The sequence below is a fragment of the Streptomyces sp. SN-593 genome (genome assembly GCF_016756395.1).
Taxonomy (GTDB): Bacteria; Actinomycetota; Actinomycetes; order Streptomycetales; family Streptomycetaceae; genus Actinacidiphila; species Actinacidiphila reveromycinica.
Genome location: NZ_AP018365.1, coordinates 6,987,341 through 7,000,978, shown reverse-complemented (window position 1 = coordinate 7,000,978; position 13,638 = coordinate 6,987,341). Strand labels below are relative to the sequence as shown.

Below are 13,638 nucleotides of genomic sequence, written 5' to 3'. Positions count from 1 at the left end.
CGATACCAAGGATTCGGGGTGCTCCTCACCTGGGATTCCGATGGGCGGAAGGGGTGCCGCCGGCCGGCCGCGGGAGTCCCGGGCCCGGCTCCCGGCCCGCCTCACGGCCCGGCCGCGCGGGCGGCCGCCGGGGCCGCGGAGGTCCGGCCCGGGCGGGCCTCACACGGCGGAGGCCCGGGGCGGGCCTCACACGGCGGACCTCACGGAGGCGCGGCTCACTCCTCGGTCGTCCCGTCCTGCCGCGCCGCGATCGCCCGGTGGTGGCGGACCACCTCGTCGATGATGAAGTTGAGGAACTTCTCCGCGAACGCCGGGTCGAGCCGCGCGTCGGCGGCCAGCCGCCGCAACCGGTCGATCTGGTCGGCCTCGCGTGCCGGGTCGGCCGGCGGCAGGTCGTGCGCCGCCTTCAACTCCCCCACCTCCTGGGTGCACTTGAAACGCTCTGCGAGCAGGTGGACGAGGGCCGCGTCAAGGTTGTCGATGCTGCCGCGCAGGGTGCGCAGCTTCGCGAGCGCCTCCTCGTTACCGCCCAGGGTGCGCTCCGCGCCCGACGTCGGCTGGTCTGTCATCTCGGTCTGCCATCCTGGGAAGTACGTGGTGGTCCGCTTTCTGCCTGGCACACCCTATGACAAGGTGCGCGGGCGGTGGAGGCACCGCTCGGGCGGCCGCACGGGCGGCCGGCCACCGGCGAGGACGACCGGGACAACCGACGAGACCACCAGGGCTGGTAGGGCATGGGACGTGTCACCGAGCGACGCCGCGTACTGCGGATCAGGGACGGCGTGGTCGGGCACCGCGCGGACACGCTGGTGGCCGAGGAGCCGCTGGAGATCCGGCTGAACGGCCGCCCGCTGGCGATCACCATGCGCACCCCGGGCGACGACTTCGCACTCGCGGTCGGCTTCCTGGTCAGCGAAGGGGTGCTCGCCTCGGCCGACGACGTGGCGAGCGTCGTGTACTGCGCCGGCGCGACCGCCGACGGCCACAACACCTACAACGTGGTGGACGTGGCCCTCGCCCCCGGCGTCCCGCTCCCGGACATCGCCCTGGAGCGGAACGTGTACACGTCGTCCTCCTGCGGGCTGTGCGGGAAGGCGAGCCTGGACGCGGTGCGCACCGCGACCCGGATGCCACCGCTCGACCCCGGAATCCCGCGCCTGACACCGGAGTTGCTCAGCGGGCTGCCGGACCGGCTGCGGGCCGCGCAGCGCGTGTTCGACCGTACGGGCGGGCTGCACGCGGCCGCGCTCTTCGACGGCGGGGGCGAACTGCTGGACGTGCGCGAGGACGTCGGGCGGCACAACGCGGTGGACAAGCTGGTCGGGCGGGCGCTGCGGGAGGGGCTGCTGCCGCTGGCCGGGCGGGTGCTGATGGTCTCGGGCCGGGCCTCCTTCGAGCTGGTGCAGAAGGCGGTGATGGCCGGCATCCCGGTGCTGGCCGCGGTCTCGGCGCCCTCATCCCTCGCGGTGGACCTGGCCGCCGAGTCGGGGCTCACCCTGGTCGGCTTCCTGCGCGGCAGCTCCATGAACGTCTACGCCGGCGAGAGCCGCTTCTCCTTCGCGGACACACCGGAGGGCGCCCGGTCCTGAGCCTGCCGCGCCCACCGCTTCGCGATCACCGCGCACACCATGAGCTGCATCTGGTGGAAGAGCATCAGCGGCAGCACCGCGAGCCCGGCGCCCGACCCGAACAGCACCGTGGCCATCGGCAGCCCCGAGGCGAGGCTCTTCTTGGAGCCGGCGAACACGATGGTGACCCGGTCCGCGCGGCCGAAGCCGAGCGCGCGGGCGCCGTACGACGTCGCCGTCAGCATGAGCGCGAGCAGCACCGCCTCGGCCGCCACGAGTTCCAGCAGCCGCGGCGGCGCCACCTGGTGCCAGATCCCCTCCGCCATGCCCTCGCTGAAGGCGGTGTAGACCACGAGCAGGATCGAGCCGCGGTCGACGTACCCGAGCACCCTGCGGTGGCGGGCGAGCAGCGGCGCGGTCCAGCGGCGCAGCAACTGCCCGGCGAGGAAGGGCGCGAGGAGTTGCAGCGCGATGCCGGTCACGGCGTGCCCGCTGATCCCGGCGCCGCCCCCGATCAGCAGCGCGGCGAGCAGCGGGGTGGCCACGATCCCGGCGAGGCTGGAGAACGAGCCCGCGCAGATCGCCGCGGCCACGTTGCCGCGGGCGATCGAGGTGAAGGCGATCGAGGACTGGATGGTGGACGGCAGCACGCACAGGAACAGCAGGCCCGGGTAGAGCCTCGGCGCGATGACGTACGGGACCAGGCCGTGCGCGGCCAGTCCGAGCAGCGGGAAGACCACGAAGGTGGAGGCGAGCACGGTCAGGTGCAGCCGCCAGTGCCGCAGCCCCGCCAGCGCCTCCCCGGTGGACAGGCGGCTGCCGTACAGGAAGAAGAGCAGCCCGACGGCGCCGTCGGAGGCGTCGCTCGCCACGCGGGCCCCGCTCCCGGACGCCGGCAGCAGGGCGGCGACCAGCACGGTGCACAGCAGCGCGGCGATGTAGGGGTCGAGGGGCAACCGCCTCCGGAGGACGGAGCCGCGCGGACCGACGCCAGGACCGCGCGGGCCCCCGGCGGCACCGGACTCGCTCACGGCGGCACCGGACTCTTTCACGGTGGGGCCGAACACACTCTCGGTGGGGCTGGACACGGCCCCAGCCTGCCCGTTCCCCCGGTGATCGGGAACCCCGCACACCACACTCACTGTCATCACGCAAAGCGATGGCAGGGCTAGACTGGGTACCGTGTTCGAACCGGTGCAGTTGCGGACGTTCCTGGCCGTCGCCCAGACGCTGAGCTTCACGCAGGCCGCGAAGCGGCTCGACCTGCGGCAGTCCACGGTCAGCCAGCACGTGCGGCGACTGGAGGACGCCGCGGGCTGCCGGCTGTTCGTCCGGGACACGCACGGCGTGGACCTCACCGAGGACGGCGAGGCGATGCTCGGCTTCGCCCGCACGATCCTGGCCGCCAACGAGCGGGCGGTCGGCTTCTTCGCGGGCACCCGGCTGCGCGGGCGGCTGCGGTTCGGGGTCTCCGAGGACTTCGTGCTGACCCGGCTGCCGGAGATCCTGTCCGCCTTCCGGCGCGAACACCCCGAAGTGGACCTGGAGTTGACCGTCGAGCTGTCCGGCACCCTGCACCGGATGCTGGACGCGGGGCAGTTGGACCTGTGCCTCGCCAAGCGCTCGGCGCCCGACGGAGCGGGCCAACTCGTCTTCCGGGACACCCTGGTGTGGATCGGCAGCGAGCGGATGCGGCTCGACCCGCGCCGTCCGGTGCCCCTGATCGCGTTCCCGGCTCCCGGCATCACCCGCGCCCGCGCGCTGGAGGTGCTGGAGCGGCACGGCCGGGACTGGCGGGTCGCCTGCACCAGCGCGTCGCTCAGCGGCCTGGTCGCGGCCGCCCGCGCGGGCCTGGGCGTGATGGCGCACGCCCGGTCGCTCGTGCCCGCCGGGCTGGTGCCGCTGCCGTCGCGCGCGGCGAACCTCCCGGAACTCGGCGGGGTGGACTTCGTGCTGCTGCACGGCCGCGCGCCCCGCGGCGGCCGTCCGCGCGGCGCCGCCCAGGAGGCGGCCGACGCGCTGTCCCGGTCGCTCCTGGCCGCCGGCGACACCCTCCACCGCCCGCTGCCCTGAGTTCCGGGCGGCTACGTGGGCCGCCGACCGGGGACGCCCGGGGGCGCGGACGGGCGGACACCCGCCAGTGACGTGAAACCGCTGACCAGGAGGTGGCCGGGAACCGGCAGGGGTGGAGTGGGAGTGGCCGATCGGGGCAGATTCGGTGCAGATCCGCACCGGGTCCGGCCCGCGCGACCGGCCCGGCCACCGGGCCCCGCCCCCGCTACGTCCGGTAACAGGGGGGTGAACTGCATGAACGAGTGACGGAGCGGGCACGCTCCGACCCCTCCCGCGGGTGCCGGGGATCGGGTACTTTACGGGCTCGCCCAGGCCCCCTAGGAGAACAACCGTTGCGCCAGTTCACTGTCCCCCCACTGGTCACGACACCGCAGGCGGGAGGACTGGCCGATGCCGTCTTCGGCAACGGCCGGGACCACCCCGACGACGTGGTGCTCGGACGCGCGGACGGACAGGGCGGCTGGACCGACGTGACGGCGGCCGGGTTCCGCGACGAGGTGCTGGCGGTGGCCAAGGGCCTGCTGGCGGAGGGCATACGGTTCGGCGACCGCGTCGCGATCATGTCCAGGACCCGGTACGAGTGGACGCTCTTCGACTTCGCGCTGTGGTCGATCGGCGCCCAGCCGGTCCCGGTGTACCCGACCTCCTCCTCCGAGCAGGTGCGCTGGATGCTGCACGACTCGGAGGCGGTCGCCGCGGTCGTGGAGCACGGCGACCACGCGATGACGATCGGCGCGGCCGTCGACGAACTGCCCCGGCTCACCCGGCTGTGGCAGCTCGACGCCGACTGCGTCGCCGAACTCGGCGCGGCCGGCGCCCACCTGGCCGACGAGGTGGTCGAGCGGCACCGCCTCGCCGTCACCCCGGACGCGGTCGCCACGGTCATCTACACCTCGGGCACGGTCGGCCGTCCCAAGGGCTGTGTGATCACGCACGCCAACTTCATGGCCGAGACCGACAACGTGGTGGCCCGCTGGGAGCCGGTCTTCCGCAGCCGGCCGGGCGAGGAGCCGTCCACGCTGCTGTTCCTGCCGCTCGCACACGTCTTCGGGCGGATGGTGGAGGTCGGCTGCATCCGCGCCCGGGTCAAGCTCGGCCACCAGCCGAGCATGTCGGCCAAAGACCTCATGCCGGACCTGGCCTCCTTCCGGCCGACGTTCGTGCTCGCCGTGCCGTACGTCTTCGAGAAGGTCTTCCAGGGCGCCCGCCGCGCGGCCGAGGCGGGCGGCCGGCTCGGCCCGTTCGAGAAGGCCGTCGACATCGCGGTGCGGTACGCGGAGGCGCAGGAGGCCAGGGCGTTCGGCACCGGGCCCGGCCCCGGCGCCGGCCTGCGCATGCAGCACCAGCTCTACGACAAGCTGGTCTACAGCAAGGTGCGCGCCGCCCTCGGCGGCCGGGTGCGGCACGGCATCTCCGGCGGCTCGGCGATGGAGCGCCGGCTCGGCCTGTTCTTCGCTGGCGCCGGGGTGACCATCTACGAGGGCTACGGCCTGACCGAGACCACCGCCGCGGCGACCGCGAACCCCCCGGAGCAGACCCGGTTCGGCACGGTCGGGCTGCCGGTGCCCGGCACCACGGTGCTGATCGCCGAGGACGGCGAGATCTGGCTCGGCGGCGGGCAGGTCTTCAGCGGCTACCTCAACGACGAGAAGACCACCGCCGAGGTGCTCCGGGAGGGCTGGCTGGCCACCGGGGACATCGGCTCCCTCGACGAGGACGGCTACCTGACCATCACCGGGCGGAAGAAGGAGATCCTGGTCACCAGCGGCGGCAAGAGCGTCTCGCCGACCCCGCTGGAGGACCGGGTGCGCGCTCACCCGCTGGTCGCCCAGTGCGTGGCGGTCGGCAACAACCGCCCCTACGTCGCCGCGCTGGTGACACTGGACCCCGAGGCGGTCGCCCACTGGCTGCGGATGCGCGGCAAGCCGGCGATGCCGGTGGCCCGGCTCGTACACGATCCGGAGCTGGAGACGGAGATCCGGCGGGCCGTGGTCGCCGCCAACACCCTCGTCTCGCAGGCCGAGTCGATCCGCACCTTCCGCATCCTGGGCGGACAGTTCTCCGAGGAGCGCGGCACCCTGACACCGTCGATGAAGCTCAAGCGGCGGGCGATCGAGACGGCCTACGCGACGGAGATCGACGCGCTGTACCGGGGCTGATCGTTCGAGGGCCGACCGCACCGGGGCTGATCGCGCAGGATCGGGGGCGCGGGGACGCGGTCCCCGGGCCGACCGTGTCCGGCGCGGGGTCCGGCAGGTCAGGCGCCCGGCGGCCGGTCCGGGACGGGCAGACCGCCCTGCTCGTGGAGTTGCCGGGTGGCGGCCCCGAACTCCGCCTGCCACGTGGAGGTCTCGCGCTCCACCTGCCCGCGCACGGCCGCGGTGAGCCGGCCGATGAGGGCCAACTGCCGCTCGACCTCGGCGGGTTCCAGGGGCGCGTCGGGCCGGACCTGGCCGGCGGGCCCGGCCCGGAGCACGTCGGCGGCCCACTCCAGCCGGACCTCGCCGAGTTCGAAGCGCAGCGCGTGCGCGGCGGCGATGTCCCGCATCCAGCTCGCGGACAGTCCGAAGAAGTGGTCGAAGCCCTTGCAGCCGGCCGCGGCCGCGAGCAGGACGTATCCCCAGCCCTGGCCGGAGGAGCCGGTGGCGGCGGCCCCCAGGGGGATCGCGGTGCCCGCGACCGCGAACACGATCGCCAGCCCCTGGAGCAGCCGCGACGCGGTCCGCTTGGCCCGCTTGTCGCGCAGGTACCAGTCGATGGCGTCCACCGCGCCCTGTTCGGCCCATGCCCGCAGGTCGGCCAGGGCCTGGCGCTGGGCGGCCGGGGTACCGGCCGTGATCGCGGGGAAGGGCCGCAGCTCCAGGTCACGGTGCCCCCGCCCGCGCGGCAGCCCCGCCGCCCCGCCCGTGACCGCTCCCGCCACCGTGCCCGTACCCGCGTCCGTCCCGGTCTCCGCGCCGCCGCCGGTGTCCGCCATGGCGCCCCTCCCCTCCCGCCGCACCCCCGTGCGGGCCCGGCCGTGAGGGTACGGCACACACGCTTGTCGCACAGCACCCGCAGGTGTAACCGGAGCGCAAGACGCGGGGTGGACCGGCGTTCATCCGGGACCCGTACATTCGTCGACATGCTGGACTACGACGTGGGGGCGGCGCGTCACGACGCCGCCCGCGAGGACGTTCCACGCGCGGGCTCCGCGGCCCGGGCGGTGCTCGCCCTGGTCCCGGAGGGGGCCCGCACCCTGCTGGACGTGGGCTGCGGCACCGGACTGGTCACCGAGCGGATGCTGCGGCCCGGACTGCGGGTGTTCGCGGTGGACGCCTCGGCGGGCATGACCCGGATCGCGGCCGAACGGCTGGGCGGCGGACTGGTGTCGGGCGACTGCCGGCGGCTGCCGTTCGCCGACGGGTGCCTGGACGCGGTGAGCGCGGTGTGGCTGCTGCACCTGCTGCCGGACGCGGCCGCGGTGGTCGCGGAGTGCGCCCGGATCCTGCGGCCCGGTGGGGTTCTCGTGGCCACCGTGGACCACGACGCCGGGCACGACATGGGCAGCGACGTGAGCGAACTCCTCGCGCCCTACCGGCCCGCCCGCGCCCATGACGCGACCCTGCGGGTGCTGACGGTGGGCGCCGAGCACGGGCTGCGCCGCTCGGGCGAGGCCCGCTTCACCGGCCACGGCCAGGGGATGTCGCCGTCGCGGGCGGCCGGGGAGGTGGCGCGCGGCGGCTTCGCCCCGGTGCGTGCCCTGGGCCCGGAGCAGTCCGGCGCGCTGGCCCGGCGGTTGTCGCTGCTGCCGGACCCCGAAGTGCCGCGCGCCGACCCGGTGTACCGGCTGCTGGCGCTGCGCAAGGAGGCGTGAGCCGCGGGCCACCGGGGCTCACGCCTCCGGGCGCGGCCGGGCGCGGCCGGGCGGCGCCGCGCGCGTCGGCACCGCCCGGCCGGCCGAACGGCTATCCCCTCGCCTCTCCGGAGGACCCGCCGGACGCCGGGCCGGAGGACCCGCCGGACGCGTCGCCGGACGCCGGGCCGGGGGTCCCGAACGCCGCCTGCTCGGCCGCCCGGTTGGCCTCGACGAACCTGTCGAGCGTCGCCAGCACCCACCGCTCGACGGCCTCGTGGGTGACTCCGAGCCCGGTCAACGCCACCGCCGCGGGCTGCTGTTCGTCGCTGAGCACGCCGAGCAGGATGTGCTCGGTGCCGATGTAGTTGTGGCCGAGCCGCAGCGCCTCCCGCAGCACCAGTTGCAGCGTGCGCTTGGTGGCCGCGCCCACCGGGATGTGGCCCATGAGCGGCTGCTCCTCGGTGCCGGGGGTGGCGACCGCGGCCCGGACACGGTCCGGCTCCGTCCCGAGCGCGGAGAGCGCGTGGTAGGCGAGGGTGTCGCTCTGGGCGAGCAGACCGAGCACGAGGTGCTCGGGTTCGACGAAGGAGTGCCGCGCCTCGCGCGCCTCCTGCTCGGCGGTCGCGACGGACGTACGGGCCCGGGGGGTGAAGCGGGAGAAGGTCGCCTCGGCTCCCAGGAACTCCAGGTCCTCCGGGACCTTGGGCACGAACCGCTTCTGCGCGGCCTGCTTGCTGACGCCCATGTGCTGGCCGATGTCGGTCCACGACGCGCCCGCCCGGCGGGCCTGGTCCACGAAGTGGCCGATCAGGTGGTCCGCGACGTCGCCGAGGTGCCCGGCGACACCGACGGCGCGTTCCAGGTGCTGGAGCGGGTCGTCGCCGGGGTGCAGTTGCTTGACGTAGTCGATGAGGTCGTCGAGTCGTACGGGCTGCTGTTCCGTCATGCGTCAACCGTAAGTTGACGACAGCCGGATCGTCAACCGATCGTTGACGACTTCCTTCCATGTGTGGTGCCGGTGCCTCAGCCGGTGCCGGCGCCTCCCGCGTCGATCATGCGGTCGCCGACCGGACGGGGCGGGCGGCAGGTGGCGGCGCCCGGTGCCGGGGCGGGGGCGGGCGCCGAGGTGAGCCAGCCGTGGAAGACGTGGTGCAGCGCCTCCGCCCCCACCAGCGGTCCCTCGGGCAGCGGGAGTTCGACCGGGTGCAGCAGGAACGGGTGGGTCTGCGGGCCGCCGAGGCCGCCGTGCGAGCCGGCCTGCTCCTCGAAGGCGTGCACCGTGCCCGCCGCCTGGTCGCAGGCGGAGTTGACCATCAGGTCCGCGGTGTGCGGGAAGGCGTCCGCGCGCAGCACCGCGGCGGCCGCGCCCGGGCCGAACGCGGCCAGCGGGTCGGTGCCGGTCACCCGCCCGGTGGCCAGGTCGTGCGCGCCGTCGCGGCCGAGCACGACCGGGCCGCGCGCCGCGCTGCGCACCAGCACGAAGCCGACACCGGGGTGCCCGGTGAGCGTCGGCAGCAGGTCGGGGCAGCGCCGCTGGAGCTCCTCCAACGTCGCCCGCCCGGCGATGTCGGGGAACGCCACGAGCCCGAGGTTCCCCGAGGCGAGCACCACCGGGTCGGACGGCGGCCCCTCGCACTCCGCCTCCTCCGCCCGCCGGCCCCGCTCCGGGCGCCGCAGTGCGGTCCGCGCCGCCGTACGCGCCTCCGCGCCACCGCCGCGCCGCGCGGTCCGCCGCCCGCCGCCGTTCCCGTGCGCGGCCAACCCGCAGCCGGCGCGGACCAGGTCGCGCAGCCCCGTACCGTAGGCGCCCTCGAAGGTCTCGCCCGCGCTCTGGCCGTGGTCGGACAGCAGCACGATCCGGTACGGGCGCGGGGCGTAGCGGGAGGAGTCGGCGATCAGCCGGACCGAGCGGTCCAGCCGGGCCAGCACCTTGCGGGCGTCGCGGCTGCGCGGGCCGGAGTGGTGGGCGACCTCGTCGTAGGCGACCAGGTCGGCGTAGACCGCGGCGCGCCCGGCGAGCATGTCGCCGACCACGGCCGCCACCGCGACGTCGCGCTCGACGACCGTGGCGAACGCGCGCAGCAGCGGGTACAGCCCGCCGCGCTTGATCCGCGGGCGGTCGCGCCGCAGCCGGGACGCGGTGGACTCGGCGACCTCCCGTCCGACCTCGGCCGCGAACGACCAGGCGGTGCGCACGGCGTTGGCCGGGTCGGAGAAGTAGGCGAAGTAACCCGACCGGGAGCGGGTGAACTTCGCACGCCGCGCCGCCACCGACATCACCAGCGCCGACTGCGCGGCGCCGCCGGTGAAGAGGTTGCCGCGGCTGGCCCCGCCGTCGGCGAGCAGCCCCCCGCAGCCGGTGCGCCGCACCGCCCGCCGCTCCAGCTCGGCGGCGCTGGAGGGCCGGTTGCAGACCATGACCTGCCCGGTCTCCTTCTCGTACCAGCGGAAGGCGGGGACGTCGTGGTTGGTGCCGTGCAGGATCCCGAGCTGGCTGGCGCCGGTCTGGCTGCTCCAGTCCGTGCGCCAGCCGACGAGCCGGTGGGTGCGGCCGAGCCAGGACGCGACGGTGGGCATCGCCGGCGGGGTGGCGGCGAGCGCGTCGCGCAGCACGTCGTGGCCGACGCCGTCGAGTTGGAGGAAGACGGTGCCGGGGGTGGTGGGCAGCGGCGGGTCGTCGGCGTGCCGCCGCCTGCGGCCGGCCAACCGGGCCAGCCGGCGCCCGTAGGCGGCGTCGTCGCGCACGGCGAGCCCGGTGCTGGTCGCCGAGGACGCCGCGGACATCACCGCGGCGATCACCACGGCGGTGGCCGGGGTGACCTCGCTGCGGCCGTGCGGGGTCAGGCTCAACGCGACCAGCAGCAGCGACCCGTTGAGGAAGAACACCAGCGCGCCCAGCACCAGCGCGGGCACCAGCAGCAGCGCGCGCACCAGCAGCGGCCACACCAGCGCGCTGAGCACCCCGAACGCGCCGGCCCCGATCCCCGCGGTGACCGCGACCTGGGTGGGGCTGTCGCCGCCGGGCGCCTCCAGCCGGAAGTCGGGCAGCACCGCGGCGAGCACGGCCAGGGTCGCGGAGGCGACCACCCACACGGCGAGAACGCGGCCGACGGTCCGCACGGCGCTGCGCCTCGCGGCCCGTCTCCGACTCTCTCCCGGCTGAGGCACCTCCCCAGCCTGCCATATCCGCAGGTCTGCTCCGGTCCGGCGGGTGGGCGGCCGCGGAGCAGGGCATACGCTCAAGGTCGGGTCGTCGCGCGGCGGCCCGACGGGAGCGGAGCCGTGCCGCCGGACGGGGCGACCGCCGGCGGGCGTCAGTGGTCCTCCCGCGGGGCGGCCGCCACGGCCGCCCGGTCCGGACCGGCGGTGCCTCCGGCTGTGTGCCGGGGGACCCGGCGGGGCGAACGTGTTGGATGGTGGGAGCGTGGACGGCCGGTCGCGGAGCGGTCGGCGGAGGCGGCCGGGAAGGGCGTGGCGGCGTGGTGGTGGAGATCACGTGGTGGGGGCATGCCACGGTGACCGTGCAGGACTCGGGCGTGCGGGTGCTCACCGACCCGCTGTTCGTACGGCGGTTGGCACACCTGCGCAGGCGGCGCGGCGCGCTGCCCACGGCCCGGGCCGCCCGGGCCGACGTGGTGCTGGTGTCGCACCTGCACGCCGACCACCTGCACGTGGGCTCGCTGGCGCGGCTCGCGCCCGGCACCACTGTGCTGCTGCCGCGCGGCGCCGGCGCCGCGGTGCCGGCGTTGCGGCGGGTGCGGGACAGGCTGCGGCTGGTCGAGGTGGCGGCCGGCGACGTGGTGGAGTTCGGCGGCCTGGCGGTACGCGCGGTGCCGGCCGCCCACGACGGGCGGCGGCTGCCGTACGGGCCGCAGCGCGCCGCGCCCCTCGGGTACGTGCTGGCCGGCGAGGCGCGGACGTACTTCGCCGGGGACACCGGGCTGTTCGAGGGGATGGCCGAGGCGGTCGGTCCGTGCGACATCGCGCTGCTGCCGGTGGGGGGTTGGGGGCCGTTCCTCGGCCCCGGGCACCTCAACGCCGAGCGGGCGGCGCGGGCGCTGGCGGAGTTGGCCCCGCGCGCGGCGGTGCCGGTGCACTACGGCACGTACTGGCCGATCGGGATGGAGGCGGTGCGGCCGCACGAGTTCCACGCGCCGGGCGAGGAGTTCGAGCGGTTCGCCGCCCGGCTCGCGCCGGGGGTGGCGGTGCACCGGCCGGCGCACGGCCAGAGCGTGCGGGTCACGGACGTGGGCCGCGCGGGGCGGGGGGCCGGCGGATGATGGGTCTGCTGGCCGCGGCGGCGGCGCATCCCGCCTCGCACCCGGCGGCGTCACAGGGCACGCAGTCGGCGATCGGCTACCCGTCGCTGTTCTTCCTGGTCGTGCTCGGTTCGCTGGTGCCGGTGGTGCCGACCGGCGCGCTGGTGTCGGGGGCCGCGGTGGTCGCCTTCCACCAGACCGAACCGGTCGCGCTCGCCTTCGTCTTCGCGGTGGCGTCGGTGGCGGCGTTCATCGGCGACGTGGCGCTGTACTGGCTGGGGCTGCGCGGGGTGCGGTCGCGCAACGGCTCGCGCTGGCTGCACCGGCTCCAGCAGCGCGCCGAGCAGGGCACGTTGGAGCGGGCGGAACGGCAGCTCGACCGGCACGGCGCGGCGGTCCTGGTGCTGTCCCGGCTGGTGCCCGCGGGGCGCATCCCGGTCATGGTGGCGTGCCTGCTGGCGGAGATGCCGCTCCGGCGCTTCGTCCGCGGCGACGTTCCCGCGTGCCTGGCGTGGGCGGCGGCGTACCAGCTCATCGGGATACTCGGCGGGTCGCTCTTCGACAAGCCGTGGCAGGGCGTGGTGCTGGCCGTGGCGCTGACCGTCGTGATCGCGGCGGGCCCGGCGGTCGGCGGCCGGGTGCGGAAGGCGCGGCGGGCGCACGGGGACCGGCCGGAGCAGCCGCGTACGGCGCCCTGACGGCGAGGGGGCGGCGGGAGCGCCGGAGCTGAAGGGGCGCGGCGTGCTGCGATGCGGCCTGGTACCGAAGCGCCGGGATCTCAGGGCACCAGGACGCGGGAGGCGCCGATCGGCAGGTCCCACAGCGCCTCGCGCGGCAGCCCGGCGGCCGCCCACGCGGCGCGGAGCCGGACGAGCGGTTCGAGCGGGGGCTCCCCGGAGAGCAGGAAGGTCGCCCAGTGCATCGGCGCCATCGCGGCCGCGCCGAGGTCGAGGTACGCCTGCACCGCCTCGTCGGGGTCGGCGTGCACCGGCCGCAGCATCCAGCGGGGCGTGTACGCGCCGATGGGCAGCAGTGCCAGGTCGATGCCGGGGTGCACCCGGGCGATCTCGGCGAAGTAGGCGCCGTATCCGGTGTCGCCGGCGAAGTAGACCCGGTGCCCGTCGGAGTCGGTGAGCACCCACCCGCCCCACAGCGTTCGGCAGGTGTCGGTGAGGGTGCGGCGGCTCCAGTGGTGCGCGGGCACGAAGTCGAACCGCACCCCGCGCAGCCAGGTGCCCTCCCACCAGTCCAGTTCGGTCACCCGCTCGAACCCGCGGCGCCGGAACCAGCCGCCCAGGCCGGCCGGCACGTAGCAGGGCGTGGTGCGCGGCAGCCGCTTGACCGTGGGCGCGTCAAGGTGGTCGTAGTGGTTGTGGCTGATGACGACCGCGTCGATCGGCGGGAGCGCCCGCCAGGGCACGCCGACGGGGGTGATCCGGCGGGGCGTGCCGGGGATGCGGCGGGACCAGACGGGGTCGGTGAGGACCGTCAGCCCGCCGATCCTGACCACCCAGCTCGCGTGGCCGGCCCACGTCACGCTCACCGTGCGGGGCCCGGCGGTCGGCAGGGGGCCGGGCTCGACCGGCAGCAGCGGCACGTCCTTGAGGGTGTGGGCGGGTGGGCGGACCGCGCACTCGCGGACCAGCCGGGCGATGTCGCGCACCCCGGGCACCGGGAGCGGTTCGGAGAGGCGGTCGACGAAGGTGGCCGGCCAGCGCCGGGGCTCGGCGAACGGCCCGGGCGCGTCGGTGGGGCGCGGGGCGTCGAGGACACGGGCGCCGTCGGCGGTGCGGGGACCCCCGGCAGGGCGGGGGCCGCCCCGGGCGCCGGCGCCCTCCGCGGTACGCCGGCCGCCGGCCGCCCCCGGCTCGGTCAGGGAGGACGCGCGCTGGTCCCTCAT

At 75.7% G+C, this 13,638-nt stretch carries 12 protein-coding genes; 6 read left to right on the top strand and 6 right to left on the bottom strand.

Features of this window, described 5'->3' with window-relative positions:
- Positions 1 to 215: 215 nt before the first annotated feature.
- Positions 216 to 569: a chorismate mutase gene (locus RVR_RS30280; protein WP_202237091.1), complete on the bottom strand. Its 354-nt coding sequence runs from the start codon at positions 567 to 569 to the stop codon at positions 216 to 218.
- A gap of 165 nt (positions 570 to 734) precedes the next feature.
- Here RVR_RS30280 and fdhD point away from each other — a divergent pair, with 165 nt between their 5' ends.
- A complete protein-coding gene (gene fdhD / locus RVR_RS30275; RefSeq protein ID WP_202237090.1) occupies positions 735 to 1,589 on the top strand; it encodes a formate dehydrogenase accessory sulfurtransferase FdhD in 855 nt (284 codons plus the stop codon).
- On the opposite strand, the gene RVR_RS30270 is transcribed toward fdhD, so the two are convergent.
- Entirely contained in the window at positions 1,532 to 2,524 is a 993-nt protein-coding gene (locus tag RVR_RS30270; protein WP_237405047.1) for a bile acid:sodium symporter family protein, read from the bottom strand. The genes fdhD and RVR_RS30270 overlap by 58 nt on opposite strands.
- Before the next feature lie 226 nt (positions 2,525 to 2,750).
- Between RVR_RS30270 and RVR_RS30265 the strand changes: the two genes are divergently transcribed.
- Together RVR_RS30265 and RVR_RS30260 are read left to right on the top strand one after the other, a co-directional pair.
- Positions 2,751 to 3,641, top strand: coding sequence for a LysR family transcriptional regulator (locus RVR_RS30265; protein ID WP_430393196.1), 891 nt, complete (start codon positions 2,751 to 2,753; stop codon positions 3,639 to 3,641).
- Positions 3,642 to 3,973: 332 nt separating this feature from the next.
- Positions 3,974 to 5,800, top strand: a complete 1,827-nt coding sequence (locus RVR_RS30260) for an AMP-dependent synthetase/ligase (RefSeq protein ID WP_202237088.1) — start codon at positions 3,974 to 3,976, stop codon at positions 5,798 to 5,800.
- A 98-nt stretch (positions 5,801 to 5,898) separates the two neighbouring features.
- Here RVR_RS30260 and RVR_RS30255 read toward each other — a convergent pair whose 3' ends face one another.
- On the bottom strand, positions 5,899 to 6,618 hold the full coding sequence (locus RVR_RS30255; protein ID WP_202237087.1) for an SLATT domain-containing protein: 720 nt from the start codon (positions 6,616 to 6,618) through the stop codon (positions 5,899 to 5,901).
- A 147-nt stretch (positions 6,619 to 6,765) separates the two neighbouring features.
- On the opposite strand from RVR_RS30255, the gene RVR_RS30250 reads away from it, so the two are divergent.
- The gene (locus tag RVR_RS30250; RefSeq protein WP_202237086.1) at positions 6,766 to 7,497 is read left to right on the top strand and encodes a class I SAM-dependent methyltransferase; all 732 of its coding nucleotides are present in this window, start codon (positions 6,766 to 6,768) and stop codon (positions 7,495 to 7,497) included.
- A gap of 91 nt (positions 7,498 to 7,588) precedes the next feature.
- Here RVR_RS30250 and RVR_RS30245 read toward each other — a convergent pair whose 3' ends face one another.
- Both RVR_RS30245 and RVR_RS30240 read right to left on the bottom strand, forming a co-directional pair.
- The gene (locus tag RVR_RS30245; RefSeq protein WP_202237085.1) at positions 7,589 to 8,425 is read right to left on the bottom strand and encodes a Clp protease N-terminal domain-containing protein; all 837 of its coding nucleotides are present in this window, start codon (positions 8,423 to 8,425) and stop codon (positions 7,589 to 7,591) included.
- A 77-nt stretch (positions 8,426 to 8,502) separates the two neighbouring features.
- Positions 8,503 to 10,599, bottom strand: coding sequence for a phage holin family protein (locus tag RVR_RS30240; protein ID WP_237405045.1), 2,097 nt, complete (start codon positions 10,597 to 10,599; stop codon positions 8,503 to 8,505).
- Positions 10,600 to 10,958: 359 nt separating this feature from the next.
- Here RVR_RS30240 and RVR_RS30235 point away from each other — a divergent pair, with 359 nt between their 5' ends.
- Positions 10,959 to 11,759 (top strand): MBL fold metallo-hydrolase, encoded by an 801-nt coding sequence (locus RVR_RS30235; RefSeq protein WP_202237083.1) that lies wholly within the window; start codon positions 10,959 to 10,961, stop codon positions 11,757 to 11,759.
- On the top strand, positions 11,756 to 12,436 hold the full coding sequence (locus RVR_RS30230) for a DedA family protein (protein ID WP_430393195.1): 681 nt from the start codon (positions 11,756 to 11,758) through the stop codon (positions 12,434 to 12,436). The genes RVR_RS30235 and RVR_RS30230 overlap by 4 nt, the downstream gene beginning before the upstream one ends.
- 80 nt (positions 12,437 to 12,516) lie before the next feature.
- Here the strand turns inward: RVR_RS30230 and RVR_RS30225 are convergent, their stop codons facing one another.
- Entirely contained in the window at positions 12,517 to 13,638 is a 1,122-nt protein-coding gene (locus tag RVR_RS30225; protein WP_202237082.1) for an MBL fold metallo-hydrolase, read from the bottom strand.

Bases quoted from the DNA above. Each gene is read 5' to 3' on its own strand.
- RVR_RS30245 (WP_202237085.1), bottom strand. From the start codon at position 8,425: ATGACGGAACAGCAGCCCGTACGACTCGACGACCTCATCGACTACGTC.
- RVR_RS30250 (WP_202237086.1), top strand. From the start codon at position 6,766: ATGCTGGACTACGACGTGGGGGCGGCGCGTCACGACGCCGCCCGCGAG.
- RVR_RS30230 (WP_430393195.1), top strand. From the start codon at position 11,756: ATGATGGGTCTGCTGGCCGCGGCGGCGGCGCATCCCGCCTCGCACCCG.
- fdhD (WP_202237090.1), top strand. From the start codon at position 735: ATGGGACGTGTCACCGAGCGACGCCGCGTACTGCGGATCAGGGACGGC.
- RVR_RS30255 (WP_202237087.1), bottom strand. From the start codon at position 6,618: ATGGCGGACACCGGCGGCGGCGCGGAGACCGGGACGGACGCGGGTACG.
- RVR_RS30280 (WP_202237091.1), bottom strand. From the start codon at position 569: ATGACAGACCAGCCGACGTCGGGCGCGGAGCGCACCCTGGGCGGTAAC.
- RVR_RS30225 (WP_202237082.1), bottom strand. From the start codon at position 13,638: ATGAGGGACCAGCGCGCGTCCTCCCTGACCGAGCCGGGGGCGGCCGGC.